This is a genomic window from Williamsia sp. SKLECPSW1, from assembly GCF_054332755.1.
Genome location: NZ_JBTGLI010000001.1, coordinates 1,641,138 through 1,666,999, shown reverse-complemented (window position 1 = coordinate 1,666,999; position 25,862 = coordinate 1,641,138). Strand labels below are relative to the sequence as shown.

Annotated in this window: 24 protein-coding genes and 1 pseudogene; 17 read left to right on the top strand and 8 right to left on the bottom strand. The window is 69.9% G+C overall.

What is annotated here, in order from left to right; all coding sequences use genetic code 11:
• Positions 1 to 156 precede the first annotated feature (156 nt).
• Genes ACXVUM_RS07540 through ACXVUM_RS07530 form a run of 3 tightly spaced genes read left to right on the top strand, consistent with a single transcriptional unit; the run spans position 157 to position 2,700 of the window.
• The gene (locus ACXVUM_RS07540) at positions 157 to 1,374 is read left to right on the top strand and encodes a hypothetical protein (RefSeq protein ID WP_458521206.1); all 1,218 of its coding nucleotides are present in this window, start codon (positions 157 to 159) and stop codon (positions 1,372 to 1,374) included.
• Positions 1,375 to 1,384: 10 nt separating this feature from the next.
• Entirely contained in the window at positions 1,385 to 1,939 is a 555-nt protein-coding gene (locus ACXVUM_RS07535; protein ID WP_458521205.1) for a hypothetical protein, read from the top strand.
• Complete coding sequence (locus tag ACXVUM_RS07530) at positions 1,936 to 2,700, top strand: hypothetical protein (protein WP_458521204.1); 765 nt, start codon at positions 1,936 to 1,938, stop codon at positions 2,698 to 2,700. The genes ACXVUM_RS07535 and ACXVUM_RS07530 overlap by 4 nt, the downstream gene beginning before the upstream one ends.
• Before the next feature lie 21 nt (positions 2,701 to 2,721).
• Here ACXVUM_RS07530 and ACXVUM_RS07525 read toward each other — a convergent pair whose 3' ends face one another.
• Positions 2,722 to 3,264 carry a CGNR zinc finger domain-containing protein gene (locus ACXVUM_RS07525; protein WP_458521203.1) on the bottom strand — a complete coding sequence of 181 codons (543 nt, stop codon included), beginning with the start codon at positions 3,262 to 3,264 and terminating at the stop codon, positions 2,722 to 2,724.
• A 25-nt stretch (positions 3,265 to 3,289) separates the two neighbouring features.
• Between ACXVUM_RS07525 and ACXVUM_RS07520 the strand changes: the two genes are divergently transcribed.
• A complete protein-coding gene (locus ACXVUM_RS07520; protein ID WP_458521202.1) occupies positions 3,290 to 3,535 on the top strand; it encodes a hypothetical protein in 246 nt (81 codons plus the stop codon).
• 59 nt (positions 3,536 to 3,594) lie between these two features.
• Complete coding sequence (gene lon, locus ACXVUM_RS07515; RefSeq protein ID WP_458521201.1) at positions 3,595 to 5,919, top strand: endopeptidase La; 2,325 nt, start codon at positions 3,595 to 3,597, stop codon at positions 5,917 to 5,919.
• 51 nt (positions 5,920 to 5,970) lie between these two features.
• On the opposite strand, the gene ACXVUM_RS07510 is transcribed toward lon, so the two are convergent.
• The gene (locus tag ACXVUM_RS07510) at positions 5,971 to 6,585 is read right to left on the bottom strand and encodes a hypothetical protein (protein WP_458521200.1); all 615 of its coding nucleotides are present in this window, start codon (positions 6,583 to 6,585) and stop codon (positions 5,971 to 5,973) included.
• Between the two features lie 495 nt (positions 6,586 to 7,080).
• Here ACXVUM_RS07510 and ACXVUM_RS07505 point away from each other — a divergent pair, with 495 nt between their 5' ends.
• The 3 genes from ACXVUM_RS07505 (at position 7,081) to ACXVUM_RS07495 (ending at position 10,170) form a co-directional block, all read left to right on the top strand.
• On the top strand, positions 7,081 to 8,196 hold the full coding sequence (locus ACXVUM_RS07505; protein ID WP_458521199.1) for an alpha/beta hydrolase: 1,116 nt from the start codon (positions 7,081 to 7,083) through the stop codon (positions 8,194 to 8,196).
• Positions 8,197 to 8,206: 10 nt separating this feature from the next.
• The gene (locus ACXVUM_RS07500; protein WP_458521198.1) at positions 8,207 to 8,542 is read left to right on the top strand and encodes a TfoX/Sxy family protein; all 336 of its coding nucleotides are present in this window, start codon (positions 8,207 to 8,209) and stop codon (positions 8,540 to 8,542) included.
• 80 nt (positions 8,543 to 8,622) lie between these two features.
• Entirely contained in the window at positions 8,623 to 10,170 is a 1,548-nt protein-coding gene (locus ACXVUM_RS07495) for an alanine/glycine:cation symporter family protein (protein ID WP_458521197.1), read from the top strand.
• Between the two features lies 1 nt (position 10,171).
• Here ACXVUM_RS07495 and ACXVUM_RS07490 read toward each other — a convergent pair whose 3' ends face one another.
• Both ACXVUM_RS07490 and leuS read right to left on the bottom strand, forming a co-directional pair.
• The gene (locus ACXVUM_RS07490; protein ID WP_458521196.1) at positions 10,172 to 10,873 is read right to left on the bottom strand and encodes a YoaK family protein; all 702 of its coding nucleotides are present in this window, start codon (positions 10,871 to 10,873) and stop codon (positions 10,172 to 10,174) included.
• An 8-nt stretch (positions 10,874 to 10,881) separates the two neighbouring features.
• Entirely contained in the window at positions 10,882 to 13,755 is a 2,874-nt protein-coding gene (gene leuS, locus ACXVUM_RS07485) for a leucine--tRNA ligase (RefSeq protein ID WP_458521195.1), read from the bottom strand.
• A gap of 29 nt (positions 13,756 to 13,784) precedes the next feature.
• On the opposite strand from leuS, the gene ACXVUM_RS07480 reads away from it, so the two are divergent.
• Together ACXVUM_RS07480 and ACXVUM_RS07475 are read left to right on the top strand one after the other, a co-directional pair.
• Positions 13,785 to 14,228, top strand: a complete 444-nt coding sequence (locus ACXVUM_RS07480) for an SdpI family protein (RefSeq protein ID WP_458521194.1) — start codon at positions 13,785 to 13,787, stop codon at positions 14,226 to 14,228.
• Positions 14,192 to 15,224: pseudogene (locus ACXVUM_RS07475) on the top strand (bile acid:sodium symporter family protein). The gene ACXVUM_RS07480 and the pseudogene ACXVUM_RS07475 overlap by 37 nt, the downstream one beginning before the upstream one ends.
• Here the strand turns inward: ACXVUM_RS07475 and ACXVUM_RS07470 are convergent.
• On the bottom strand, positions 15,181 to 15,915 hold the full coding sequence (locus tag ACXVUM_RS07470) for a mycothiol-dependent nitroreductase Rv2466c family protein (RefSeq protein WP_458521193.1): 735 nt from the start codon (positions 15,913 to 15,915) through the stop codon (positions 15,181 to 15,183). The pseudogene ACXVUM_RS07475 and the gene ACXVUM_RS07470 overlap by 44 nt on opposite strands.
• A gap of 55 nt (positions 15,916 to 15,970) precedes the next feature.
• Complete coding sequence (locus ACXVUM_RS07465; protein ID WP_458521192.1) at positions 15,971 to 16,567, bottom strand: TetR/AcrR family transcriptional regulator; 597 nt, start codon at positions 16,565 to 16,567, stop codon at positions 15,971 to 15,973.
• A gap of 106 nt (positions 16,568 to 16,673) precedes the next feature.
• Between ACXVUM_RS07465 and ACXVUM_RS07460 the strand changes: the two genes are divergently transcribed.
• From ACXVUM_RS07460 to ACXVUM_RS07435, 6 genes are all read left to right on the top strand, one after another.
• Positions 16,674 to 17,852 carry an MFS transporter gene (locus tag ACXVUM_RS07460; protein WP_458521191.1) on the top strand — a complete coding sequence of 393 codons (1,179 nt, stop codon included), beginning with the start codon at positions 16,674 to 16,676 and terminating at the stop codon, positions 17,850 to 17,852.
• A gap of 77 nt (positions 17,853 to 17,929) precedes the next feature.
• Positions 17,930 to 19,342 carry an amino acid permease gene (locus ACXVUM_RS07455; protein WP_458521190.1) on the top strand — a complete coding sequence of 471 codons (1,413 nt, stop codon included), beginning with the start codon at positions 17,930 to 17,932 and terminating at the stop codon, positions 19,340 to 19,342.
• Complete coding sequence (locus tag ACXVUM_RS07450) at positions 19,339 to 20,439, top strand: alpha-hydroxy acid oxidase (RefSeq protein WP_458521189.1); 1,101 nt, start codon at positions 19,339 to 19,341, stop codon at positions 20,437 to 20,439. The genes ACXVUM_RS07455 and ACXVUM_RS07450 overlap by 4 nt, the downstream gene beginning before the upstream one ends.
• Complete coding sequence (locus tag ACXVUM_RS07445; RefSeq protein ID WP_458521188.1) at positions 20,436 to 20,819, top strand: RidA family protein; 384 nt, start codon at positions 20,436 to 20,438, stop codon at positions 20,817 to 20,819. Before ACXVUM_RS07450 ends, ACXVUM_RS07445 begins: the two co-directional genes overlap by 4 nt.
• Positions 20,816 to 21,823 (top strand): hypothetical protein, encoded by a 1,008-nt coding sequence (locus tag ACXVUM_RS07440; RefSeq protein WP_458521187.1) that lies wholly within the window; start codon positions 20,816 to 20,818, stop codon positions 21,821 to 21,823. The genes ACXVUM_RS07445 and ACXVUM_RS07440 overlap by 4 nt, the downstream gene beginning before the upstream one ends.
• Positions 21,820 to 23,028: an FAD-binding oxidoreductase gene (locus tag ACXVUM_RS07435; RefSeq protein ID WP_458521186.1), complete on the top strand. Its 1,209-nt coding sequence runs from the start codon at positions 21,820 to 21,822 to the stop codon at positions 23,026 to 23,028. Before ACXVUM_RS07440 ends, ACXVUM_RS07435 begins: the two co-directional genes overlap by 4 nt.
• Positions 23,029 to 23,040: 12 nt before the next feature.
• Here the strand turns inward: ACXVUM_RS07435 and ACXVUM_RS07430 are convergent, their stop codons facing one another.
• Together ACXVUM_RS07430 and ACXVUM_RS07425 are read right to left on the bottom strand one after the other, a co-directional pair.
• Positions 23,041 to 23,586, bottom strand: a complete 546-nt coding sequence (locus tag ACXVUM_RS07430; protein ID WP_458521185.1) for a molybdenum cofactor biosysynthesis protein — start codon at positions 23,584 to 23,586, stop codon at positions 23,041 to 23,043.
• A 22-nt stretch (positions 23,587 to 23,608) separates the two neighbouring features.
• Complete coding sequence (locus ACXVUM_RS07425) at positions 23,609 to 24,295, bottom strand: hemerythrin domain-containing protein (protein ID WP_458521184.1); 687 nt, start codon at positions 24,293 to 24,295, stop codon at positions 23,609 to 23,611.
• Positions 24,296 to 24,441: 146 nt separating this feature from the next.
• Here ACXVUM_RS07425 and ACXVUM_RS07420 point away from each other — a divergent pair, with 146 nt between their 5' ends.
• The gene (locus ACXVUM_RS07420; RefSeq protein ID WP_458521183.1) at positions 24,442 to 25,839 is read left to right on the top strand and encodes an HNH endonuclease; all 1,398 of its coding nucleotides are present in this window, start codon (positions 24,442 to 24,444) and stop codon (positions 25,837 to 25,839) included.
• Positions 25,840 to 25,862: the final 23 nt, after the last annotated feature.

Below are 25,862 nucleotides of genomic sequence, written 5' to 3'. Positions count from 1 at the left end.
GCCCCCGTTTGTCCCGCTCATCTGTACGTGATTAACTCTGCTCAGAGTTTGCTTTCGGGGGTTTGCGCGGTCGCTTCGGGGCTCTGACATGGGCCCCGGGTCGCCGCGTGGCCGATCACAAGGAGTGTGACCGTGTCACAGAGTCATTCACAGCGGATGACCCGCACCACCGCCGGTGTGGTGCTCGCCGCAGCACTGGCATCGGCAGCCGCGGGCCAGGCGGCCGCCGCACCCGCGCCGGGTACCGCGCCGCCGGTGAACGAGATGGCGCCCGGCACCGCGCCGGAGTCGGCCCCGGGTACCGCGCCCGGCACCGCGCCGTCCACACCGACGCCTGCGCCGCCGCCCCCGCCGAGCGGCCAGAGCATCATCCCGGCCCCCACGTACGACGCGCCGGTCATCTACGAGGACTCCCCCGGCTACACCCCGCCGGTCTACTCGGGCAACTACAACCCGGTCCCGCCGATGTTGACCGCACCGAAGCCGGTCGCGCCGGTGAACCCGATCCTCCCCCGCCCGGGGACGATCAAGCTGGGCAACTTCCGTGCCCCGCAGCCCGCGTGGCTGTCCGACGCCGACGCCCGCAACCTCAACGGCCAGGCCGCGACGATCGAGGCCCGGACCGCCACCTACTACGAGTCCATCGGCTTCCCGAAGGATCAGGCCGCCCGCACCGCTGCCTCGACGACCCTCGGCGTACTGGTCGGTGGAGCGACCGGTGCTGCCATCGGTGCGGTCCCGGGCGCGATCATCGGTCTCCCGGTGGGTGCCGGCGTCGGTGCGATCGCGGGCGCGATCACCGGTGCAGTCATCTCGGCACCCGCAGGCTTCGTACTGACTGGCCCGGGTGCAGGAACGGGCGCGCTCATCGGTCTCGGTGTCGGCCCCGTCGTCGGCGGCCTCGGCGGCGCCGCGCTCGGCGCCCTCGTCGGTGGTGGCATCGGTGGTGCGATCGGTTACGCCGTCGGTGCCGGTGACCCGGGCGGTGACCCGAACGCCCCGATCGGTGGCGCGACAAACGAAGACCCCAGCAAGTCGAAGCCGGCGCCGCCGAACCCGGACGCGAACCAGTACGAGCTGCACCTCGACCGCGCGAACCTGCCCGGTGGCGGGAAGATCGACTACGTCGTGGCGAAGAACGGCGACGTGCGCGGGCAGGTGAACGTCGGCCCGATCAACGCGCCCATCGCGATCGACCACGACGCGGCCGATGCCCCCTACAAGGCGGCCGGCGTGTTCGCGCAGACCGCCCGTGACTCCGTGACCGCCGCGGTGGTCAACTTCGGCAAGGAGGCGCAGAAGGCGTTCCCCGGCCTGCAGATCGACTACCCGCAGTACGCATCCGCGTCGGTCGGGGGCAAGCACCGCAAGTAATCTCGCTGAGGTGTCGAGCGCTCTCATCGTCAGGCCACCCTCTCGCCCCCGGGCGAGCACGGGTGGCCTGACGGCGTTCGGGCTCATCGCCCTGGTGGTGGGTCTCACCGCCTGCTCCAGCCCCTCCGGCCCGTCCGGTGTCGCGACGGCGCCGTCCGGGTCGGTCTCGGTCAGTCCGTTGCCCGCGATCCAGCCGCTGCCATGTGACCCCTCCACCGCGGCGCCCGGCGAGACGGTGACCAACGGGCCGGGGAGTCAGGAGTCGGCAATCTCGATCGTCGCCGAGTACCACTACGCCGTCATCACCGCGCGGGACACCGCCCGGGCGACGAGGGCCGTGAAGGCGGGCAACCCGATGGCGACGCCGGAGCTGATCTCGCAGGCTCTCGACGGTTACCCCGCCGGCTCCACCTACTGCCTGCGGATGCGGCAGACCCGCCCGGACACGGTCCTGCTGACGCTGACGACACAGCCACCGAGCGGTGGGGTCACGTCGTACCGGTTGCAGGCGAGCGTCGCGGGCAGTCCGGGTTCGATGCTGCTCACCGGTGAGGTGTCCCAGTGACCGACGACGACCGGCCCGACGAACAACGTCCGGAGGAGACTCGTCCCGACGACGAGCCCACGCGCGACGAGCCGACGACGCGGGCGGCACTGCCCGAGCCCCCGTGGTTCGCGATGCGCGACCCGGAGCCACCGCGCGGATCACCGTCCGAACCCCCGCGTGCGGCAGCAGGATTCGGCACCCCGGAGGCGTGGTCGGCGGGACTCGAGCAGATCGCCGTCGCCGGCCAGCAGCGCGCCCGGACGGGCGGTCGTCGTCGCCCGATCCTCATCGCCCTCGCCGCGATCGTCGTGGTCGGTGGCATCGCGGCCGGGGTCGCCGTCGCACTCACCTCGGGGGGCGGCGGCGGCCCCACCGCGGCTCGGGTGCCTTTCTGCGAGGTCGGAACCAAGGGTGACGTCACCACCACCTCGACGACGATGGATCCGAGCACCCCCACCGGTGCGGTCACCGCGTTCGTCGACGCCGCTGTCCGGCAACGATCGGCCGCCGCGGTGCGCGCGACCATGTCCCAGGCCGCGCCCGCGCCGAGCGGTGCCGAGCTGCAGACGTGGATCGCCGCGCTGCCCTCGTCGACCGACGGCTGGTGCGCGACGATCACCACGACCGACTCCACCGCACGTCTCCTGGTCGACATCCGGATCCGGACCGCGGACGGCGTTGCGCAGATCGCGAAGGGCGACACCTTCTACGTGTCCGCACCGTCGCCGGGTCGATGGACGATCGACGCCGTCGTGGCCGGCGACGGCTCGTCCGACTGATCCGCCGTCGTCGGCCATCCGTCACCGGGCCGAGACGCCGCGAGCACGGTGCCGGCGCACCGCGGCACGATTCGCACAGCGCACCGAGCAGTACCGCTGGGTGCCGTTGCGGCTGACGTCGACGATCACCATGCGGCAGGTCCCGCCGCCGGGGAGGCCCGCCGCGCACCGGCCGATGCGATGCATCCCTCGCGTCGTGAGGTGGAGCGCGGTCCCCACGGAGATGACGGCGCTGAGCACGTGGGCGAGTGACTGGTCGAGGTCGCGGTAGTGGAGGTGCCACCCCTCGTCGTCGTGGTTGGTCAGACGCGGGTAGGCCGTCGCGCCGCTCATCATCTCGTTCACCAGACGGGCGCGGTCGTCGTCTGTCTCGGCGTCGACCACGCGCAGCCAGGTGTCGATCACCGCCCGGGTGCGTGCGTGGTCATCGGGTCCGGTGACGAACTGCCCGGTCATCCCGAAATCGCGCGCCCGCTGCTCGATGCCGTCGCAGTCGTCGGGCCAGTCGTCGGCCAACGAGGCCGCCAACAGCACCGCGTATTCGCCGTAAGGGTTGAGATGCACAAGACCATGACATCACAGTGGTCGCATGCAGTCCTCACACACGGCGACGACCACCTCGCCCACCCCCCTCGCCACCACTCATGAGCACGCCTGGATCACCGAGTCGACCCACCCCACCAGTGACGGCACCGTTCTGTACGTCCGCTGCGTCGCCTGCTCGGGCCGACGCATCGACCTCCGGCGCGGCAACGACATCGCGCCGGCGGCCACGAGCTCCGTCCTGAGCCGCACGGCACCCAGGGATTTCGCTGTGGACGAACAGACGGGTTGAGCGGGAACACCGCAAGTCTCTGCCCAGTTGAGCCGTTCATGCTCAACACTGGAGGAAGCATGAGCGAACGTCTGCCTGTCCTGTTCCTGACCGATCCGATCGTCCTGCCCGGGATGGTCGTCCCCCTCGAGTTGGATGACGCCGCGCGTGCCGCGGTCGACGCCGCGCAGGCCGCCGGCGGCTCGAACAAGCTGCTCGTGGCGCCCCGCCTGGAGGACCGCTACCCGTCGCACGGCGTGGTCGCGTCGATCGTCCAGGTCGGGCGACTCGCGAGCGGCGAACCCGCGGCCGTGGTGAAGGCCGAGTCCCGCGCGCACATCGGGTCGGGCACGACGGGACCCGGCGCCGCATTGTGGGTCGAGGTCGACCCCGTCGAGGAGGCCCCCGTCACCGACGAGGTCCGCGAGCTGGCCGCCGAGTACAAGAAGCTGGTGCTGGCGATCCTGCAGCGTCGTGAGGCCTGGCAGGTCATCGACTCGGTCAACCGGCTCACCGAACCGTCGGCCCTCGCCGACACCGCCGGCTACGCGTCGTACCTCACCGACGTGCAGAAGCGGCAACTGCTGGAGACCCCCGACGTGGGTGAGCGCCTGCGTGCGCTGATCGGGTGGACCACAGACCACCTCGCGGAGGTGGAGGTCAACGACAAGATCGCCGACGACGTCCGCGACGGGATGGAGAAGCAGCAGAAGGAGTTCCTGTTGCGGCAGCAGCTCGCCGCCATCCGCAAGGAACTGGGCGAGGACGAGCCGGACGGCTCCGACGACTACCGCGCCCGCGTGGAGGCCGCCGATCTGCCCGATGCCGTCCGCGAGGCCGCCATGCGGGAGGTCGGCAAGCTCGAGCGGGCCAGCGAACAGAGCCCCGAGAGCGGCTGGATCCGTACATGGCTCGACACCGTCCTGGATCTGCCGTGGTCGGTGACCACCACCGACTCCACCGACATCGCGGAGGCGCGACGCGTCCTCGACGCGGACCACCACGGCCTGTCGGACGTGAAGGACCGCATCGTCGAGTACCTCGCGGTGCGATCGCGGCGGGCCGAGCGTGGCCTGCAGGTCGTGGGCGGTCGCGGGTCGGGTGCCGTGCTGGCGCTCGCCGGCCCTCCCGGGGTCGGCAAGACGTCACTGGGCGAGTCCGTCGCGAAGGCGTTGGGCCGCAACTTCGTCCGCGTAGCCCTCGGTGGCGTGCGCGACGAGGCCGAGATCCGCGGGCACCGGCGCACCTACGTCGGCGCGCTCCCCGGGCGCATCGTGCGCGCGATCGGCGAGGCGGGGTCGATGAACCCGGTCGTCCTGCTCGACGAGGTCGACAAGGTGGGGTCGGACTTCCGCGGCGACCCCGCGGCCGCTCTGCTCGAGGTGCTCGACCCGGCGCAGAACCACACGTTCCGCGACCACTACCTCGACATCGACCTCGACCTGTCCGACGTGGTCTTCCTCGCCACCGCCAACGTGGTGGAGCAGATCCCCGGTCCCCTGCTGGACCGCATGGAGCTCATCACCATCGACGGCTACACCGAGGACGACAAGGTCGCGATCGCCCGTGACCACCTGCTCCCCCGGCAGCGGGAGCGTGCGGCGCTGACCGCCGACGAGGTCGTCGTCACCGACGAGGCGCTCCGGGAGATCGCGGCGAACCACACCCGCGAACCCGGGGTGCGCCAATTCGAGCGCTTCCTCGCGACGGCCCTGCGCAAGGCCACGACGCGGCTGGCCGACGGGTCCGTGGAGTCGGTGACGATCGACGTCGAGAACCTCGCCGACTTCATCGGCCGGCCGCGGTTCACCCCCGACTCCGACGAGCGGACGGCGGTTCCCGGCGTGGCGACGGGCCTCGCGGTGACCGGCATGGGTGGCGACGTCCTCTACATCGAGGCCACCGCCACCGACGGCAAGCCGGCCCTGAACCTGACCGGTCAGCTCGGTGACGTGATGAAGGAGTCGGCGCAGATCGCGCTGTCCTACGTGCGGTCGCACGCCGAGCAGCTCGGCGTCGACCCGGCGTCGCTGGAGAGGGGCATCCACGTGCACGTCCCCGCGGGCGCCATCCCGAAGGACGGTCCGTCGGCGGGCGTCACCATGGTCACCGCCCTGGTGTCCATGGCGACCGGCCGTCGCGTCCGGGCGGACGTCGGCATGACCGGCGAAGTGACCCTCAACGGTCGCGTCCTGCCGATCGGCGGGGTGAAGCAGAAGCTGCTCGCCGCGCAACGGGCCGGGCTGTCGACGGTCTTCGTCCCGCATCGCAACGCACCCGACCTCGACGACGTCCCGGCCGAGGTCCTCGAGGCACTCGACGTGCGCCCGATGACCGATGTCGCCGACATCATCGCCGTCGCGCTGGAGGACGCGCCCGCCGAGGTCGGCGCGGCCGCGGCATGATCGCCGGGTGGCCGGGGCCGACGGGTCCCGGCCACCGCCGGCAGTCGACCATCAGGCGCCGCAGACACCGGAGCCGGTATCTGCGTACCGACACCAGTAGACGGTCGGATCGTCCGAGAACACGAGCACCCTCGCCCCTTCTGCCGTCGTGAGGGATCCCGTCCACGAGGTGCCGGACGCGATCGCGCCTGCACCGGCCCCGTACTGCTGTGTCTGCGTGGTGAAGACCAGCTGGAACGAGTCCCCCGTCTGGCGCCAGGTGGCGTCCCAGCTCGAGCCGTTCGACGCACCGCTCGCCAGGTCGACGGAAGCGCTCCCATCAGGTCGCAGGTCCACCTGCCGTCCGTGACCCATCCACTTGCCGGTGAAGTCGACCGGCGCCGCGGTGGGCGCGGGCATCTGAGCCCGTGCGCCGACCGGGGTGTAGGACCACACGTACCCGGCGTCGGAGAACGTGAATCCCTTGCCGGAGGTCCTGTCGAGGCAGGAGGTCCCTGAGAACGCGGTGTTGCAGGCGAACCCGTCGGCGACGAGTTCCCGCCCGTACGGCAGGACCGGGGTCTGCTCCAGCGGGAACCGCCAGAAGTCGGCCTGGCCCCGATACGTGAACTCCGGGTCGCGCCCTCTCTGGATCCAGATCGCATTGGGGCGGGAGGTCGTGCCCACCGGATTCGGTACGGCGGCCGGCTCGCCGGTGACCCCGATCGACGGACCTGTGTTCGATGAAGGCTGACAGCCCACGGCGGTCAGCCGAGGCACGATCGCGCAACGCCACCTGCCGCTCGGGGTGATGAAGAACCAGCCCTGACTGCCCCCCGACGTCGCGGAGTACGCGTCTGCCGAGACCGACGGGGCGGTCGACTGCTTTGCGCTCGTCGTCGTCGAGGACGTCGCGCTCGAAGTCGGTGGCGTCGCCGTCGCACCGGCCGCCATCGCAGAGCCCCGAACGGACGACGGAGCCCCGGATGTCTCCCCGCCGCCGTCACATGCAGCCGTTCCGGCCATCACGGCGAACGCGGGGAGACAGACTCCGAGACGCAGCAGGCGTGAGGTGCTGTGGACCATCTGTCGATGGTCGCGTCGAGCGCCGACCTGGACCATCCTCCGAACGGAGCACAGCGTCACCACAGGCGACCGTCGAGGCCACCTAAACTGGCACCCATGGTGATGGCGGATCGACCCGAGGTCCAGACCGCGTCCGCACCGGTGACGGCGCTGGCGATGCTCGGACTGTCGGAGAGCATGCTCAACGGCCTGGCGCGGGTCCCGTTCCGGAAGTTCTGGCGGGGCCCGGGCGGGCTGCTCGACAACATCGGGCAGTCCGTCACACGGCAGACCATCCGTTCGTTCATGGGCTACTCGATGGCGCTGCCGATCGAGGAGTTCCGTTCGATGGAGAAGATCCTCGACGACATCTGTCGGGTCGTGATGCCGCCGTTCATCAGTCTCACCGACGGCGTGGAGATCACCGACGACACCATCGGCGGTGTCGAGGGGATCTGGTGTCGCGCCAAGGGCAGCACCGACGAGTACGTCGAGCAGTCCACCGACAAGGACGCCATCACCGCGACGGTCCTGTACCTGCACGGTGGCGGGTACATCGGCACCTCGCCGATCATGTACTCCGCCTTCGCGGCCTCGCTGGTCAACATCACCGGGTACGAGGTGTTCATCGCCGACTACCGGATGGCCCCCGAGTTCCCGTTCCCCGCCGGCGTGCACGACGCCGCCGACGTCTACCGCGGGCTGCTGGAACGGGGTATCGACGCCGACCACATCGTGATCGCGGGCGACTCCGGTGGCGGCGGTCTCGCGACGTCGCTCGTGTCGTACCTGCACGAGCACGACCTGCCGAAACCTGCTGTGGTGATGCTGTTCTCACCCGAGGTCGACCTCGACATGAACCATCCGTCGATCACGGCGAACGCACAGCTCGACATCCTGCCGTGGAACGTGCCCGTCAGCCCGTACCTCCAGGGCGTCCAGCCGAACGACGAACGGGTGTCGGCGATCTACGCCAAGCCCGACCCGAAGTGGTTCCCGCCGACCTTCGTCTGCTGGGGCGCCGACGAGATGTTCCGCGACGGGATCCGGAAGTTCGCGGAGGGACTCGAGGCCGCGGGCGTCACGGTCTACGCGATGGAGGAGGTGGGGATGTTCCACGTGTTCCCGATCCTCATGCCGTGGGCCGAGTCGTCGCGCCGCGTCTTCCGCGCGTTGCGCGAGTTGTCGCATCGCCACGTCGAGTCCGACCCCGCGGCCGTCGCGACGCACTGAGACGACCACCGTGGCGTACGACGAGTCCCTCGCGGATCGCGTCCGCGACGCGATGGAGACCGAACCGCATCTCACCGAGAAGCGGATGTTCGGCGGGCTCGCGTTCCTCGTCGGGGGTCACATGGCCGTCGTCATCCTCGGCAAGCAGCAGGGCCTCATGGTGCGTGTCCACCCGGACGAGGTCGACGCCCTGATGGCGCGGGATCACGTCGGGCCGATGCTGATGTCCGGCAAACCCGCCCGCGGCTGGCTCCGCATCGAGCCTGCCGGTCTCACCGACGACGACGTCCTCGGCGACTGGGCCGACCGCGCGGCGTCGTTCGTGCTCACACTCCCGCCGAAGTGACGGTCGGTCATGCCGCACAGCCTGCGGACTTGCCCGTTTTGTGTGATTCTTGACGCTCTCCGACTTCACGAAAGCTGGTCATGAGCGACATCCTCGCGTCGATCTACGACGTCATCTGGTCCAACGCGCTGGTCTACCTGTGTCTCGGCGCCGGCCTGTACTTCACGATCCGGTCCCGCTTCGTCCAGGTGCGTCAGATCCCGGAGATGCTGCGCCTGCTGGTCCGTGGCGAGAAGTCCCCCCAGGGGGTGTCGTCGTTCCAGGCACTGGCCATGTCACTGGCCGGACGCGTCGGCACCGGCAACATCGCCGGTGTCGCGACAGCGATCGCCTTCGGCGGACCGGGCGCACTGTTCTGGATGTGGATGGTGGCCTTCTTCGGCGCGTCCACATCGTTCGTCGAGTGCACGCTGGGTCAGATCTACAAGACCCGTGACAAGCTGACCGGCGAGTACCGGGGCGGGCCGGCGTACTACTTCAGTCGCGCACTGGCGCACACCAGGTTCGCGGGCCCCGCGAAGGTCTACGGGCTCGTCTTCGCCGCGGTCACGGTGATCGCCTGCGGCATCCTGCTGCCCGGCGTGCAGTCGAACTCCATGGCCGTGGCCATGGACGAGGCGTGGGGCATCTCGACGTGGATCGTCGGCGTGGGTGCGGTGATCGTCCTGGCGTTCGTCATCGTCGGCGGCGTCAAGCGCATCGCGACCTTCGCCTCGGTGGTGGTGCCGTTCATGGCGGTCGCCTACATCGTCCTCGCACTGATCGTGCTCGGCGCCAACGCCTCCGAGGTGCCGGGGGTGTTCCGGATGGTCCTCTCCAGCGCCTTCGGGTTCGACTCCGCGTTCGGTGGCGTCGTCGGCGCCGCCATCATGTGGGGCGTCAAGCGCGGCATCTACTCCAACGAGGCGGGCCAGGGCACCGGGCCCCACGCCGCCGCGGCCGCCGAGGTGTCGCACCCGGCCAAGCAGGGACTCGTGCAGGCATTCGCCGTGTACATCGACACCCTCTTCATCTGCACCGCCACCGGATTCCTCATCCTCACCAGCGGTGCCTACCGCGTGTTCGAGGGCGAGAGCGCCGACGGACGCGTGCTCGGTCAGGGTGGTGCGCTCGGTGACGACGCCGTCGTCGGCCCCGCCTACGCACAGCGTGGGTTCGACACCGTCTTCGACGGAGCGGGCGCGTCGTTCATCGCCGTCTCACTGCTGTTCTTCTGCCTGACGACGATCATCGCCTACTACTACATGGCCGAGACGAATCTGCGTTTCCTCATGGGCGACTTCGCCACTCGCACCGTCCCGGTCATCCGGGGCACCATCGGGGCGAACCTGACGATCGTGTTGCAGGCGGCGATTCTCGTCGCGGTGGTGTGGGGAACGGTGTCGACCGCCGCAGACGCATGGACACTGGGCGACATCGGTGTCGGGGTCATGGCGTGGCTCAACATCGTGGGCATCCTGATCCTGCAACAGCCCGCGTTCAAGGTGCTGCGCGACTTCGAGTCGCAGAAGAAGCGTGGACTCGATCCACAGTTCGACCCGGCGTCGATCGGCCTGGTGGGGGCGCACTTCTGGGAGAAGGACACGACCACCGCCGACGCGACGTCGAAGGCCTCCGTGGACCGCTGAGTCAGCCCACCGGTTCGCCTGCATCGGAGTCGATCTGGCGGGAGTCGACGAGGACGAAGAGCGCGACGACGGCCATCGCCACCGCACAGACGGCGACGGCCGGGGAGCCGAGCCACCGGGAGACGATCGCCCCGATCACCGCTCCCCCGGCGAACGCCGCCACCACGGCGCTGTAGAGACCGCAGCGTCGGCGGCTCTCGGCGTCGCGCGTCGTGAGGGCGGCGTGCACCGACTCGACGAACCGCATGAGGTTGCCGGTGGTGGCGATGGTGATGATGGGCAGTCCACCGATGGTGCGGAACAGCTCCATCTGCATCGCCGCGATGAACGCGATGGGCACGGTCACAGCGACATTCGGCCACCCGGCCGGCACCGCGGCCACCACGCCGAGCACGACCGTCTGCGCGATCGTCACCGACAACAGCAGCGACGCGCTCATCGCATCGCGCCACCATGTCCGGAGCATCGTCGCCACGAGGACCCCGACGACGAACGCCAGGATCGACCACAGATGCGCCACCGTGCGATGCCACTCCCCCGCCGCCGCGGACGTCGCGAGCAGGATCACGTTGCCGGTCTGCGTGTTCGCGAACACGCCACCGCGGGTGAGGAACGTGTAGGTGTCGAGAAATCCCCCGACCCCGATGAGGATCAGCACGAATCGCGGTGTGGACGCCGTCGCGACACTCCCCGATCCGCTCATCGCACCTCCTACAGGACGATGTTGACCATCTTGCCGGGCACGTAGATCACCTTGCGCGGCTCACCGTCGAGCAGGGCGGCGATCTTCTCGTCGGCAAGAGCCGCAGCGACGACAGTCGCCTCGTCGGCGTCCGCGGCGACGGTGATCCGACTCCGCACCTTGCCCTTCACCTGCACGGGGAGCTCGATCGACGCCTCCACCAGCAACGACTCGTCCGCGACCGGGAACGGGCCGTGCGCCAGCGACTCGGCGTGGCCGAGGTGCGCCCAGAGTTCCTCCGCGACATGCGGCGCGACGGGAGCGACCATCGACACCAGCGGCGACACCGCGTCACGCGGAGCGCCACCGGGGTACTGCTTGGTCAGGTGGTTCGTGTACTCGATGAGCTTCGCGATCGCCGTGTTGAACCGTAGCGCCGCGTAGTCCTCCCGGACGCCGGCGATGGTGCGGTGCAACGTCTTCACCGTCTCGTCGGCGGGCGCCTCGTCGGTCAGACGGACACCCCCCGACTCCTCGTCGATCACCAGTCGCCAGACCCGCTGCAGGAAGCGCTGCGCGCCGACGACGTCCTTGGTCGCCCACGGCCGCGACTGGTCCAGCGGCCCCATCGACAACTCGTACACACGCAGGGTGTCGGCACCGTAGTCGCGGCAGATGTCGTCGGGCGCAACGGAGTTCTTGAGCGACTTGCCCATCTTCCCGTACTCGCGCCGGACCGGCCGGCCCTGATGGAAGTACCCGCCGTCACGCTCCTCGACCTCGTCGGCCGAGACGTAGATCCCCCGCGCGTCGGTGTAGGCGAACGCCTGGATCATGCCCTGGTTGTACAGCTTCCGGTACGGCTCGATGCTCGACACGTGACCGAGGTCGTAGAGCACCTTGTGCCAGAACCGGGCGTACAGCAGGTGCAGCACGGCGTGCTCGACACCGCCGATGTACAGGTCGAGACCGCCGGGATCGTTCGCGCCGTGGATGTCCGGCCGCGGACCCATCCAGTACCGCTCGTTCTCCGGCTCGCAGAACCGATCGGGATCGGTGGGGTCGATGTAGCGCAGCTGGTACCACGAGCTGCCGGCCCACTGCGGCATGACATTGGTGTCGCGGGTGTAGTGCTGCAGGCCGTCCCCGAGATCCAGCTCGACGTTCACCCAGTCGGTGGCCTTCGCCAGCGGGGGAGAGGGGACGCTGTCCGCGTCGTCGGGATCGAAGGAGACCGGCGCGAAGTCGTCGACCTCGGGCAGCTCGACGGGCAACTGCGACTCCGGGATCTGATGTGCCAGTCCGGCATCGTCGTAGACGATCGGGAACGGCTCACCCCAGTAGCGCTGCCGCGCGAACAGCCAGTCACGCAGTTTGTACTGCGTTGTCCCCGTACCGGTCCCGTCCGCCTCCAGGCGCTCGATGATCGCGGTCTTCGCCTCGTCCACCCGCAGCCCGTCGAGGAAGCCCGAGTTCACCAGTGGTCCGTCGCCGACGTAGGCCGCCTCGGCGACACCCTCGTCGGACCCGATCACCTCGACGATGGGCAGACCGAACGCGGTCGCGAACTCGAAGTCGCGGGCATCGTGTGCCGGGACCGCCATGATGGCGCCGGTCCCGTATCCGAGCAGGACGTAGTCGGCGATGAACACCGGGACCTGCTGCCCGTTCACGGGATTGACGGCGTACGACCCGGTGAAGACGCCGGTCTTCTCCTTGTTCTCCTGGCGCTCGAGGTCGGACTTCGCGGCGATCGACGCGCGGTACGCGGCCACGGCCTCCGCGGGGGTGGCGGCGCCGCCGGTCCACCGGGCGTCGACGTCGACCGGCCAGGTGTCGGCGACGATCTCGTCGACGAGCGCGTGCTCGGGGGCCAGCACCATGTAGGTGGCGCCGAACAGGGTGTCCGGTCGGGTGGTGAACACCTCGATGGGCGTGTCGATCCCCTCCAGGGAGAAGGACACCCGCGCGCCGCGGGACCGGCCGATCCAGTTCTGCTGCATCGACTTGACCTTGTCCGGCCAGTCGAGCAACTCCAGGTCGTCCAGCAGGCGATCGGAGTACGCGGTGATCCGCATCATCCACTGCCGCAAACGCTTCCGGAAGACCGGGAAGTTCCCGCGATCGCTACGACCGTCGGCGGTGACCTCCTCGTTGGCCAGCACGGTGCCCAGACCCGGGCACCAGTTCACCATCGAATCCGACTGGTAGACCAGGCGGTAGGAGTCGACGACGGCCGCCTTGCCCGCATCGTCGAGATCGGCCCACACCGAACCGTCGGCGGGGGAGCGGGTCCCGGCGTCGAATTCGGCGATCAGCTCCGTGACCGGTCGCGCCTTGTCGGCCTCCTCGTCGTACCAGGCCCCGTGGATCTGCAGGAAGATCCACTGCGTCCACTTGTAGAAGTCGACGTCGGTGGTGGCGACGCGGCGGCGTTCGTCGTGACCGAGCCCGAGGCGTCGGATCTGTCCCAGGTACCGCTCGACGTTGGCCTCGGTGGTGGTGCGCGGATGGGTGCCGGTCTGCACGGCGTACTGCTCGGCGGGCAGGCCGAAGGCGTCGAACCCCATCGTGTGGAGGACGTTGACACCGTTCATGCGGTGATAGCGCGCGTAGACGTCGCTGGCGATGAATCCGAGCGGGTGCCCGACGTGCAGACCCGACCCCGAGGGGTAGGGGAACATGTCCTGGACGAACAGCTTCTCCGTCGTCCCGCTGAGGTCTCCCGCGAGCGGACCGACCGGGTTCGGCGCCTCGAAGGTGCCGCGCTCGGTCCAGATCCGCTGCCAGCGGGCCTCGATCTCACCGGCCGACTCCGCAGTGTAGCGGTGGCCGGTGGCGATGGCGGTGTCGTCGTTCGTCACCTGACCAGCGTAAAGCGTGGCTGTGGGCCCGCGGACCACCGGTCGGCGGGGCCTCGTATCCTGGGGCGGTGACCATCGCTGCCCTCGTCCTCGGACTCGTCGACGCCGTACTGGCGGTCGCGTTCCTGGTCGTCGGTGGGCTCGGGGTGACGCGTCGCCTCCCGCGGAACCGCGTCGTCGGTATCCGGACCCCGGCGACCATGCGCTCGGACGACACCTTCCGCACCACCCACGCCGTCGCCGGACCGGGACTGCTCGGGGCCGGACTCGTCGCCGCCCTGGGCGCGGTGTTGGGCCTGGCGGGCGGCTCGGCGTCGGCGGTCGTGTTCGCGTCCGTCGCGTTCGTGGCCGCGCTGGTCATCGTCGGCGCTGCCGCGTCCTTCGGCCTGCGCGCAGCCGCAGTCGTCCCCGACGCCGATGACCACGATGCGTCGTGCGACACCGGGGCGTGCGGGACGTGCGTGCTCGCCGGCGCCTGCGGAACCGCCGGTTCCTCCGCCGCGCGGTGCTGAGAAGGCTCCACCTCGACGGCTTCATCCTGGCGATCCTCGCCGCCGTCGTCGTCGCGTCGCTGCTCCCAGCGCGCGGTGTGTTCGCCGACATCATGTCCTGGGTCGTCGTCGCGGCGATCGCGCTGCTGTTCTTCCTCTACGGCGCGCGGATGCACCCGCGCGAGGCGGTCGACGGTCTGCGGCACTGGCGCCTGCACGCGACGATCCTCGCGTTCACGTTCGTGCTCTTCCCGCTCGTCGGCATCGGACTGCGCCCGCTCGCCGGACCGGTGCTCGGCGACGACCTCGCACTGGGCGTCGCGTTCCTGTGTCTGCTCCCCTCGACGGTGCAGTCGTCGATCGCGTTCACCTCGATCGCCCGCGGCAACGTGGCCGGCGCGATCGTGAGCGCGTCGGCGTCGAATCTCATCGGGGTCGTCCTCACACCGCTGCTGGTGGTCGCCGTGCTCAGCGGTGGCGGCGGTGTGCACATCGACGCGTCGGCGATCTTGAAGATCCTCCTGCAGATCCTGGTGCCGTTCGTCGCCGGCCAGGTGGCACGTCCACTGGTCGGTGGTTTCCTCACCCGGCACGCCGGGCCGACGAAACTGGTCGACCGGGGATCGATCGTGCTGGTCGTCTACGTCGCCTTCAGGCGTCCGCGAGCACGTCTGGTCCATCGTGCGGTGGTGGCAGATCCTCGTCGTGATCGGCGGTGCGGCGGTGCTCGTCGCGGTGATGCTGACCCTCACCGGATGGGTCGCACGCCGACTACGGTTCTCCCGCCCCGACGCGATCGCCATCCAGTTCTGCGGGACCAAGAAGAGCCTTGCGACCGGACTGCCCATGGCCGCCGTGCTGTTCGCGAACCACCAGGTCGGCCTGATCGTGCTGCCGCTGTTGATCTTCCACCAGGTCCAGCTGATGATGTGCGCCTGGTACGCGACGCGGTTGTCGCGCCAGGAGCCGGCGGTCACTTCTTCTGGCGTCGACTCCCCGCATGCCAGTCCTCGGTGATGCCCTCGGTACCGGGTTCGACACCGAACGCGCGGAGCTGAGGGCGTTCGCGCAGTGACCGCTTCATCTCGGCGAAGCCGGGGAAGCTCGCCAGTCCGATGACGTGGTCCCACAGTTCGAGTGCGTCGGCGTCGTCGGGGAGTCGGCTGATGACGGGGCCGAAGAACGCGACGCCGGTCGGCGGCGTGAAGTGCAGGATCGGCGTGCCGACGTCCTTGCCGGTCAGCGACAGCGCGCGGTCGGTCTCGTCCTGGATGACGTCGTCGCGGGCGGTGTCGTCGAGAGCCTCGACGTGGTCGCTCGCCAGGCCCAGATCGGCGAGGATCGGCGCGACGAAGTCCGCGGTACCGCGCCGGGCCTGACCGGCGGCGTCGTCGGGGGCCGGCGCATCGTCGAAGATCGCGGTCCCGAGAGCCTCGTAGAAGCGGCCGACGGCCTCGTCGCCCTCGCGGTCGCGGATGCTCGACGCCACACGCAGCAGCTTCAGGCCCGCGGTGTGTTGGGCCTCGTACTCCGGCGGGAAGTGGCTGTCGTAGTCGATGTGCGCGTTGAGCTGGCGGAGCGAGATGAACCGCCATCCGACGGTGTAGTCGCGCTGGCGGGCGACGATGCGGACCCATTTGCTGGTCATCCAGGCGAACGGGCACACCGGGTCGAAGTAGAAGTCGAGGTCGGTCTGGGTCTGCGACATCCCTCCACTGTGCCCCGCCCGTCGACCACGGCGTCCGACGGCCCGTGCAACCGGGTCAGTGTCGGAGTCCCAGTGCGCCGCGCGCCGCGGCGGTGAGGTGGTCGACGATCTGGCCGGTCGACCATCCGCGGTGGTGGGCGAGGTCGTACACGACGCGCTCGTCGAAGATCGTGATCCACAGCAGTACCGCGACGGTGATGTCGGTGGGCGCCATGACGCCGTCGTCGACGAGGGCCTGCAGGACGGTCCCGAGCGTCTCGTGGAGCGCCACGATCGCCGGGTCGCCGGCGACGAGACGTTCGATGAATCCCTGGTGGCTGCGGATGTGACGCACCGCAGGACCCCACGTCCGCGCCTGCGACACCCACTGTGCGCAGTAGGCGTCGAACAACTCGGGCGGGGTCGCCGCCTCGGTCGCCTGCAATGCGTCGGCGAGTTGCCCCGCCGCGCGCGCGTAGTAGGCATGCAACGCATCCGACGGGGAGGGGAAGTGGCGATAGGCGGTGGCGACCCCGACGCCGGCCTCACTGGCGAGTTCGGGGACCGAGAAGTCCACCCGGCCCCCCTCGAGGAGACGCTCGACGGCGTCGGTCAGGGCGGTCCGGCTGCGGAGCGCGTCGCTGCGGGTCCGGGCTGGTGTGCTCGGTGTCACGACCACACTGTATCCGAGAAGTTCTTCCCAATTGCCCACGCCTGCGCTACGGTCTTCCGGCAAGTGACAAGAACTTCTCACTTGTTCCCGACGGAGGAGGACCACGATGCGAGTCGCCGCTCCCAGTGTGCTGTTCGTCCTCGTCATGGCCCAGCCCAATCTCGCCACCGGGATGATGCCGCTCTACCGCGCGGAGTGGTCGCTTCCACCGCTGCTGGTGACGGTCGTGTTCGCCGCCTACCTCCTGGCTCTCGTCCCCACCCTCGTGCTCATCGGGCGCCCCGCCGGCCGCGCCGGATGGTGGTGGCGCATCGCAGCGGGTGCTGCCGCGGGCGTGATCGCCGACGTGATCATGGCGTCGGCGGACTCCGCGGCCACGGCGTGCGTGGCGCGCGTCGCGGCAGGCCTGTCCGTCGGTCTCGTCACCGGCTCCGTCTCGGGGCTCGTCCTGGAACGCGCCGGCGACCGCGGACGGACGACGATGGCCACCGCCACCGTCCTCGGTTCCGCGGTCGGCACCCTGGCCGCAGCGGGGTTCGCCCAGTACCTGCCGGCGCCCACCGTCGCCGTGTACCTCGTCCACGCCGGCCTGCTGGCCACCACCGTCGTCGCGGTAGTCCTCGACCGCCGCGCGCCCGCGACCACGCCGAACGATCGGGGGAGTGGACCGATGACGGCGAGCGCACCCGCTCGACGTCCGATGGTCGGCTACCTCAGCGGGATCTCGGCGTGGGTCTCTGCGGGCCTCGTCGTGGCGTTGTTACCCAGCTACGGCGCGGCGATGCTCGCCACGCACAACCTGGCGGTCCTCGCCGCACCGGTCACCGTCTACCTGCTGGCGGCGTGGATCGCCCAGCGTGTGCTGTCCCCGAGCGCGCGTGCGTCGGATCCTGTCGCGGCGCAACTGCTCATCGTCGCGGGAGTCGTCGTCGCCGGGCTGGTCCCGGCTATCCCGGACATCGCGACCCTGCTCGCAGCCGGGCTGATCGCCGGGACGGGACAGGGCCTGGCGTACCGCTCCGGACTGCGCATCGTCAGCGCGGCGTCAGGGCCCGGTGAACATGCCCGCGCCGCGTCCCGTTACGCGGCCGTGGCGTACCTGTTCGCCGCGGTTGCGACAGTCGCGTTCGGCGCGATCGCCTCGGCGTCGTCGATGTCCCACGCCGTGGTGGCCGCCGCCGTCACGCTCGCCGTCCTGCTCGCCCTGACGGCCGCCGCGACGCGACGAGCACCTTCGACCGCTCCCGCATCGACGCCGGGGACACCGTCGGACGCCCTCGTCTGACACGCACGCGCTCCACCTCTCCTCGGGTCCATCGCCGCACCCGCGAATCCGCCCGCCCGATCGATCACGAGGCCCTCATGTCCCACACGTCCACCCCTGACACCGTTCCCCCGACGGGGGCACCGTCGCTGCACCGCCGCCTGGGTCGTCTCGACCTCGTGGCGATGGGCGTCGGCGCCATCGTCGGTGCGGGCATCTTCGTCACCACAGGCGTCGCCGCCGCGACCAAGGCGGGTCCGGCGATCATGCTGTCATTCGTCCTCGCCGGGGTCATCTGCGTACTCGTCGCGCTCTGCTACAGCGAACTGGCCTCGATGACACCGCAATCGGGCAGCGCCTACACCTACACCCGCCACTCCATGGGTGAGGGACCGGGATTCATGGTCGGCTGGAACCTGTTGCTGGAGTTGGTGGTCGCCGGATCGGCCGTCGCGATCGGCTGGTCCGGGCTGTTCACCGCGACCCTGAAGTCCCTGTTCGGCGTGACCCTGCCGACGGCGATCACCGCGGGCCCGTCCGCAGGTGGGGTGATCAACGTGCCCGCGGTCGCGGTCATCGCGGTGATCGTCGGAATCCTCGTCCTCGACGTCCGGATGACCGCCGCGGTGGTGAAGACACTCGTCGTGGTCACCATCGGGGTGCTCGTCCTGGTCGTGGTCATCGGCGCACCGCACATCACCACCGGCCACTGGACGCCGTTCGCACCCTTCGGCGTCAACGGTGTCGCAGGTGGTGCGGCGCTTGCGTTCTTCGCCTACCTGGGATTCGACATCGTCGCCACCTCGGCGGAGGAGACCAAGCGGCCCGGGCGTGACATGCCCTGGGGCATCATCGGATCCGTCGTCGTCGCGACGGTGCTCTATGTCGCGGTCTCGGCGGTTCTCACCGGGGTCGCGCCGTACACCTCGCTGGACAACGAGGCCCCGGTCGCCACCGCACTCGAGGCGGTCGGAGCGGGGTGGATCGGCGACGTCATCCTCGTCGCGTCGGTGATCGCACTCACCAAGGGCCTGCTGATGCTCTTCTACGGGCAGACGCGCCTCGTCTTCGCCATGTGCCGGGATGGGATGCTGCCGCGCGGCCTCTCGGCCACCTCGTCGCGCGGCGCCCCGCGCCGTCTCGGCATCCTGCTCGGGGTCGTCGGAGCAGTGATCGCCGGCCTCCTTCCCATCGACACGGTCGCCGAACTCGTCAACATCGGCGCACTGTTCGCCTTCGCCGCGGTGGCGCTGGGCGTGATGGTTTTGCGCCACCGCGCACCTGACACGCCCCGCAGTTTCCGTGTGCCGCTGATGCCGGTGGTACCCGTCCTGGCGATCGCCGGCTGCGTGTGGCTGCTCACGACGCTCGACGGGCTCACCTGGGCACGATTCGCCGTGTGGAGCGCGGTCGGGTTGACCGTGTTCTTCGCCTGGTCCCGCAGGCATGCACCGGCACGGAGCACAGCCCTGACATCCGACGACCCGGCCCTCGCGGCCGCGCAGGGATGAGCCCCGTGACGGACACGATGTACCCCACCACCGTCGACTTCGGCTCCCTCGACGAGATCCACCAGACGGCACTCGGTGTGCTCCCCGCCGATGTCGCCGACTTCCTCGAGGGTGGCGCGGGTGCCGAGGCCACCCTCGCGGCGAACCGAGAGGCTTTCTCGCGCTGGGCTGTTCTGCCGGACCCGATGTCGGGGGTCAGCACCCCGGACACCCGCACCTCGCTCGTGGGGATCGATCTCGCAGCGCCGCTGCTCACCGCACCGTTCGGGGGCGACACCCTGTTCCATCCCGACGGTCACCTCGCGGTCGCGCGTGCGGCGCAGGACGTCGGTGTGGTCGACATCGCACCCGAGGCCGGCAGCTACTCCTACGAGGACGTGCGCGCCGCCGCACCAGCCGGTGCGCGGATCGCGCAGCTCCACCCGTTCGCTGGAGCCGAGGACGTCGCCGACCGGATCGCCGCCGCGGGATACGACGCCCTCTGCGTGACCGTCGACTGTCCGATCGGGGGGTTCCGTACGCGCAACATGCGTAACCGGTTCTCCCCGGATCTGTCGCCGTTCAGCGGCAACGTCCCCACGTTCGCCGACGACGGACCGCGCGTCGCCGAGGTGATGGGTCGCCTGATGGGCAACGGCGAGTCCGCCTGGGACTGGGCGCAGTTGCAACGTGCTGCGAGCGCCTTCCGCCTGCCGTGGATCGCGAAGGGCATCCTGACACCCGCAGCCGCCCGGCGGGCCGTGGAGGCCGGGGCCTGCGCGGTCGTCGTCTCCAACCACGGCGGACGCCAGGTGGATCCCGCCCCGGCCAGTCTGGGGATGCTGCCGGCGGTCCGGAGCACCGTCGGCGCCGAGGTCCCAGTCTTCGTCGACAGCGGATTCCGGAGCGGCGCAGATGTTTTCGTCGCGCTCGCCCTCGGTGCCGACGCAGTGATCCTCGGACGCTCGGCGATCTACGGTCTCGCCGCAGGCGGGCGGGCCGGCGTCGCACGGGTCCTGGACCTCGTCACCGCCGAGTTGCGTGTGCTGATGACGCTCGCCGGTGCCCCGGACATCGCGGCGATCACCGCCGACCGGATCATCGGGGTGAACCGGTGACGTCGACCGCACCCGTGTTCCCACGCGCACGCCTCCACGACGACCTGGTGATCACATCGGGTCTCGCATCCGTCGACACCGCGACGATGACACCGCGTCTGCCGGACTTCGACGGTCAGTGCCTGGACGTGCTCGCCCAGCTCGACGACGTTCTCTCCGAGCACGGGTCGTCTCGGCACGGGGTGCTGCGCCTCGAGTGCTTCCTGTCCGATCGGATCCATTTCGCCGCGTGGAACGCGGCGTTCACCCGATTCTTCCTCGGCAGCGGCGCCGGGGTCGCGAGCGCTCCCGCTCGCACCACCACCATCACGACGCTGCCCATCGACGGGTTGCTCATCGAGTTACAGGCCATCGCCTGCACCACGAAGGAGACACCATGACCACCACCGAACCGATCACCACGGCCGTCACACCTGACGCGACGTCGATCCGCGACATCGTCGAGGGTCAGACCGCCGGCCACCTCGTCGTCGCGGCCGACGACTGGGGCTGGTGGACCGACCTCCTCGACGGTGCGCCGGTCCGGGCGGCCACACGGATGGAGCAGGTCGTCGCCGACGGACTGATCCGCGCGGGACTGCTGGCAGCTCGCGACGACACGCTGGCGCTCACCACCGCCGGACACGACGTGGCCGCCCACCGTGGCTTCGTGCGCGTCGCCGTCCGCGGATGGGAACCCACCTTCCGGCAGCTGTCGGATGCCCGGAACGATCACCACATCCCCGCGGCGACCGAGCCGGACAACGTCGCGCGGGGGTGCACCGACATCGCGAGGCGGCGACCGGAGATCCTCGCCGCGGTCGGCGGCGCGATCGCATCCGACACCCCCGGTGTCACCGTCGATCTCGGTTGTGCCGACGCGGGGCGCATCGCGCTGCTGTCCGCGCTGGCACCCGACGAGCGATTCGTCGGAGTGGACATCGAGGCCGGTGTCATCGCCGATGCCACTGCCGATGTGGCGGCACGTGGACTGTCGCAGCGGATCTCTCTGCTGACCGGGTCCGTCCAGTCGACCGAGGACCGTCCCACATGGCTCGACGAGCTCGACTGCGATGCGGTGACCACCGCCATGTCGTTCTTCCTGCTCCACCAGCTCGCCAGCGACGGGGGTGGCATCAAGGCGGTGCTGCAGGGGTGGATGCGGTGGTTCCCCAACCTCCGCCGGGTGGTGATCGGTGACGGAATCGACATGCGGGCACCGCTGTGGACTCAGCAACCGTGGTTCTCACCGACGTACGAGATCTACCACGCCGCCACCGGCGTGCGTCTCTGGCGCGACGACGAGTACACGTCGGCGTTCGACGAGCTCGGATGGTCGGTACGGCAACGCCATTCCGACCACACCATGCTGGTGACCACCATCCTCGAGCGCGACGACCGGTGACCGTCACCCTCCCTCGGGATCTCGCCTCACGCACCGATACGCGCCTGTCGGTGCGTGAGGCGTTCACCCGCGACGAGACCGGCATGCCAGGCCGCATGCCTCGCGCAGTCGTCCACGCCCACACCACGTCCGATGTCGTCGACTGTGTGCGGTGGGCTAGCGGTGCGCGGGTTCCGATCATCCCCGTCGGCGCGGGTACCAGCCTGGAAGGCCACCTGCTCGCACTCGGGGACGAGATCATGCTCGATCTCACCGAGATGGCCGACATCGTCGCGGTGTCACCGTCCGACTTCACCGCTGTCGTGCAGCCGGGCGTCACGCGCAGCCGGCTCGGCCGTGCGCTCGCACCGCACGGAGTCCACTTCCCGGTCGATCCCGGGGCGGACGCCACCCTCGGTGGCATGGCAGCCACCAATGCCAGCGGGGCAACCAGCGTCCGATACGGCGGGATGCGTCCCAACGTGCTGGCGCTGCAAGCAGTAATGGCCGACGGGTCGGTCCATCGATTCGGCCGCGCTGTAGCTAAGACCAGCAGCGGTTACGACCTCAAGGATCTGATGATCGGCTCCGCGGGAACGCTCGGGGTGATCACCGAGGTGACGCTGCGTCTACATCCCGTCCCCGACGCTGCCGGTTCGGTGCGCTTGGCTTTCCCGAGCGTCGACGTGGAGGCGACATCGACGGCAGCGCGCACCGAACTCCTCGACGCGGTCGAGGCGATCGCCGCCGACCGCGGGATGATCGATGCGCAGCGGGCAGAGACGGCCACCGATCGGGAGAGTCTGTGGCAGGACCGCCACCGACTGTTCTGGGCCATCAAGGCCGCCCATCCCGGTCACCGATTCCTGGTGACCGACACCGCGATCCCGTTCTCGGAGATCGTCGGCGCAGTCGCCCACGCACATCGCGTCGCCGCGGACATGGGGTTGTCGGTGACGACAGCGGGGCACATCGGTGACGGCAACGTCCATGTGGTGGTGCCGAATTCGGGTGGCACGCTCGATCGTGCCCGTCGTTTCTCCGACGCGGTCGTCGCACACGCGCTGTCCGTCGGCGGTACCGCGACAGGTGAGCACGGCATTGGCCTGGCCAAGAAGAAGTACCTCGGGGCCGAGCACGGATCGGCGTGCGGCGTGATGGCCGCCATCAAGACCGCCCTGGACCCGCTGAACCTGTTGAACCCAGGCAAGATCCTCGACCCGTGACGGTGCGTCGGCTCAGATCGGTTGGGCCCGGCGCACCTGATCCGCCGCGCGAGCGGGGTCGAGGTCCACATCGCAGGTGAGCACAGCGGGCCCGATGCGTAACACCCCCGACGAGAGCGGTTGCGCGCGGAGCCCACCCCGGCCGATCAGCGCCTTGCGGGTGCCGTCGCCGGCCATCGTGTCCATCCACGAACACGGGTGCGCGGGCCGCCCGCCGCGGAAGCGAACGGGGCCGTCACCGGTGTCGAGGGTGAACTCGACCCCACGCAGCGGATCGAGCTCGAGGCCGCGGGTCATCACGTTGCGGCGGGCCAGATGCGGGTCGGCGTCGCCGGCGGCCGCCTCCCACGCCTCGAGCGCCAGGAACGTGACGGCCGCTTCGGTGTGCGCGCGGACGCCGAAGAAGCGGTCGCCGCGGATCCCCTTGTCGGCGATCACCTCGACGACGGCGGGGGTGGCCGTCTCGACGTCGCCCGCGGCGCCGTCCTTCGGTCGACCGAAGTAGGCGTGCCGCGGGGAGACGAGGAACGACACCACCTCGACGTCGTGACTGCGCATGCCACCACGGTGGCACACCAGCTCACATGCCGGCGATGATCAGTTCCCGTCGCGCGAAGGCGCGCCCGGCGGTCGCCTTCACCACCGACAGCATCAGTCGCAGCCCGATCCCACCGTCGGCGAGTGCGCGGTCGAGCTCGTCGGGCGTGGTGTGGGTGAGGAAGCGGGGGAACTCGAACCCGAGCTTGCCGCCCTTGCGCGCCGTCTCCTCCACAGACGCCCAGGCCTCGGGCGTCAGGTGCGCCCGGATGATCGGGAACACCACGCGCTCCTCCTCGGCGATGTGGTCGTCGAGGAGCGTGTGCAGTCGACGCAGCAGCGCGCCGAGACCGGCCGCGGTCGACGGGTCGGGATCGTCCGTGCGGAACGAGGCGACGAATCGAGTCGTCAGCGTGCGCAACCGGTCGAGCAGGGGATCGAGGCTGTCGTGGTCCTCGGTGAGGTCCGACAGGTCGACCGCATCGCCGACGGCGTCGACGATCAGCGGCCACAGCACGTCGTCCTCGACGGTGTGGTGGTGATGGATCGAGTCGGCGAAGTCGGTCAGATAGGCGCCGATGGCGGTCGCGCGGCGACGCGAGCAGGCCGCACCATCGCCGATGGCGGTGAGCATCGTCGCGAACCGGTCGGAATCGGCGAGCATGCCGCGGTGGGCGACCTGCATGCCGAGCAGGTCGAGATCGGCGGCGGGGGCGGAACTGGTGGTCATGGATCCTCCGTGGTCGGTGTGTGGGACCACGGTGCGACGACCCTCTTGGAGATCACTGGGAGACCGCTTGGCGAGCGTTCCGCGGAACGCCGGGATTGTCGGTGCACGTTCGTACAGTGGGGACAGATCTCGGGTCAGGGGGAGTCATGTCGGTGATGGATCTGCGCGCGGTCGACGGTGTGGGACCGTCGATGTTCGACGACGTTCCGGTCGAGACGCTCAGTGAGGCGCAGTTGGGTGAGCGGATCGTCGGGTACGCCGGTCAGATCGCGGCCCTCACGGCCCGCTTCTTCGATCTGCTGGTCGCGTTCGACACCCGCCACGGCTGGTCGGGTGACGGGATCGCCTCGTGCGCGCACTGGTTGTCGTGGCGGGTGGGGATGTCGCAGCGCACCGCCCAGGACCACCTGCGGGTGGCGCACGCGCTGACCGACCTTCCTCTGCTGCACGAGGCTTTCGCCCGAGGCATGTTGTCGTATTCGAAGATCCGGGCCCTGACCCGTGTGGCCACACCCGAGCGGGAGGAGGAGTTGCGCAATGTCGCACTCTCGGCGACCGCGGCACAGGTGGAACGCCTCGTCCGGTCGCTGCGCCACATCGACCGCCGCGACGACGAGGAGGCAGCAGGGGTGATCACCTCGCGAGGCCGGTGGCGGTGGAACGACGACGGCAGCCTGTCGGTGTCCGTGCGTCTGGCGCCGCTGGACGGCGCGCGGTTCCTCGCCGGGGTCACCCGCGCGGAGTACGAACGCACCCGCACCCACGACGACCCGGACATCCCCGTCCCCACCGTCAGCACAGTGACCCACGGTGACCCGGGGGAACCGCCGGCACGGGCGGATCTGTGGCGCGGGGTCCCCACCGACATCGCCGGGGCGGTGGTCGCGATGGCCGACACCGTCGCCGACATCGTCACCGTCCCCGAGTTCGTGCCCGGCGCCGAGATCGTCGTCCACACCGCCGACGACGCCGACGCCCACCTCGACAGCGGGCCCGCCCTCGACGACGCCGATGTCGACGAGGCGTCCTGCGGTGGCTCCACCCGTCACGTCGTCGACGCCCCTCGGCGCGGCGGGACTCGTGGCGGGGTGGTGTTGCGGTGGGGGCGCAAACGCCGACTGCCCACCCGGCGGCTGCTGCGGCTGGTGTTCGAACGCGATCGCGGCTGCCGCCATCCCGGCTGTGGACGGACCCGCCACCTGCACGCCCACCATGTGCGGTTCTGGCGCGAGGGCGGCACCACCGACCCGGACAACATCGTGCTGTTGTGCTCGGCGCATCACCGGGCGTTGCACCGCGGGGAGTTCGGGATCGTCGCCCGCGGCCATCAACTGTTCTCGTTCCACAGCCCTGACGGGTCGCTGCTGCCCGATTCCCCACCCACCAGCACACCCATCGGGTGGCGACCCGACCCGCACATCGCCCCTGATGGGCTGACCACCATCAACGGCGGCCGACTGGAACTCGGCTACACCACCGAAGTCCTCCACGCCGCCTGGGCGTGGCGACGAGCACAAGCGGCCACACTCCCAGCCGCGGCCTGAGCGTTCCGCGGAACGCTCGGACG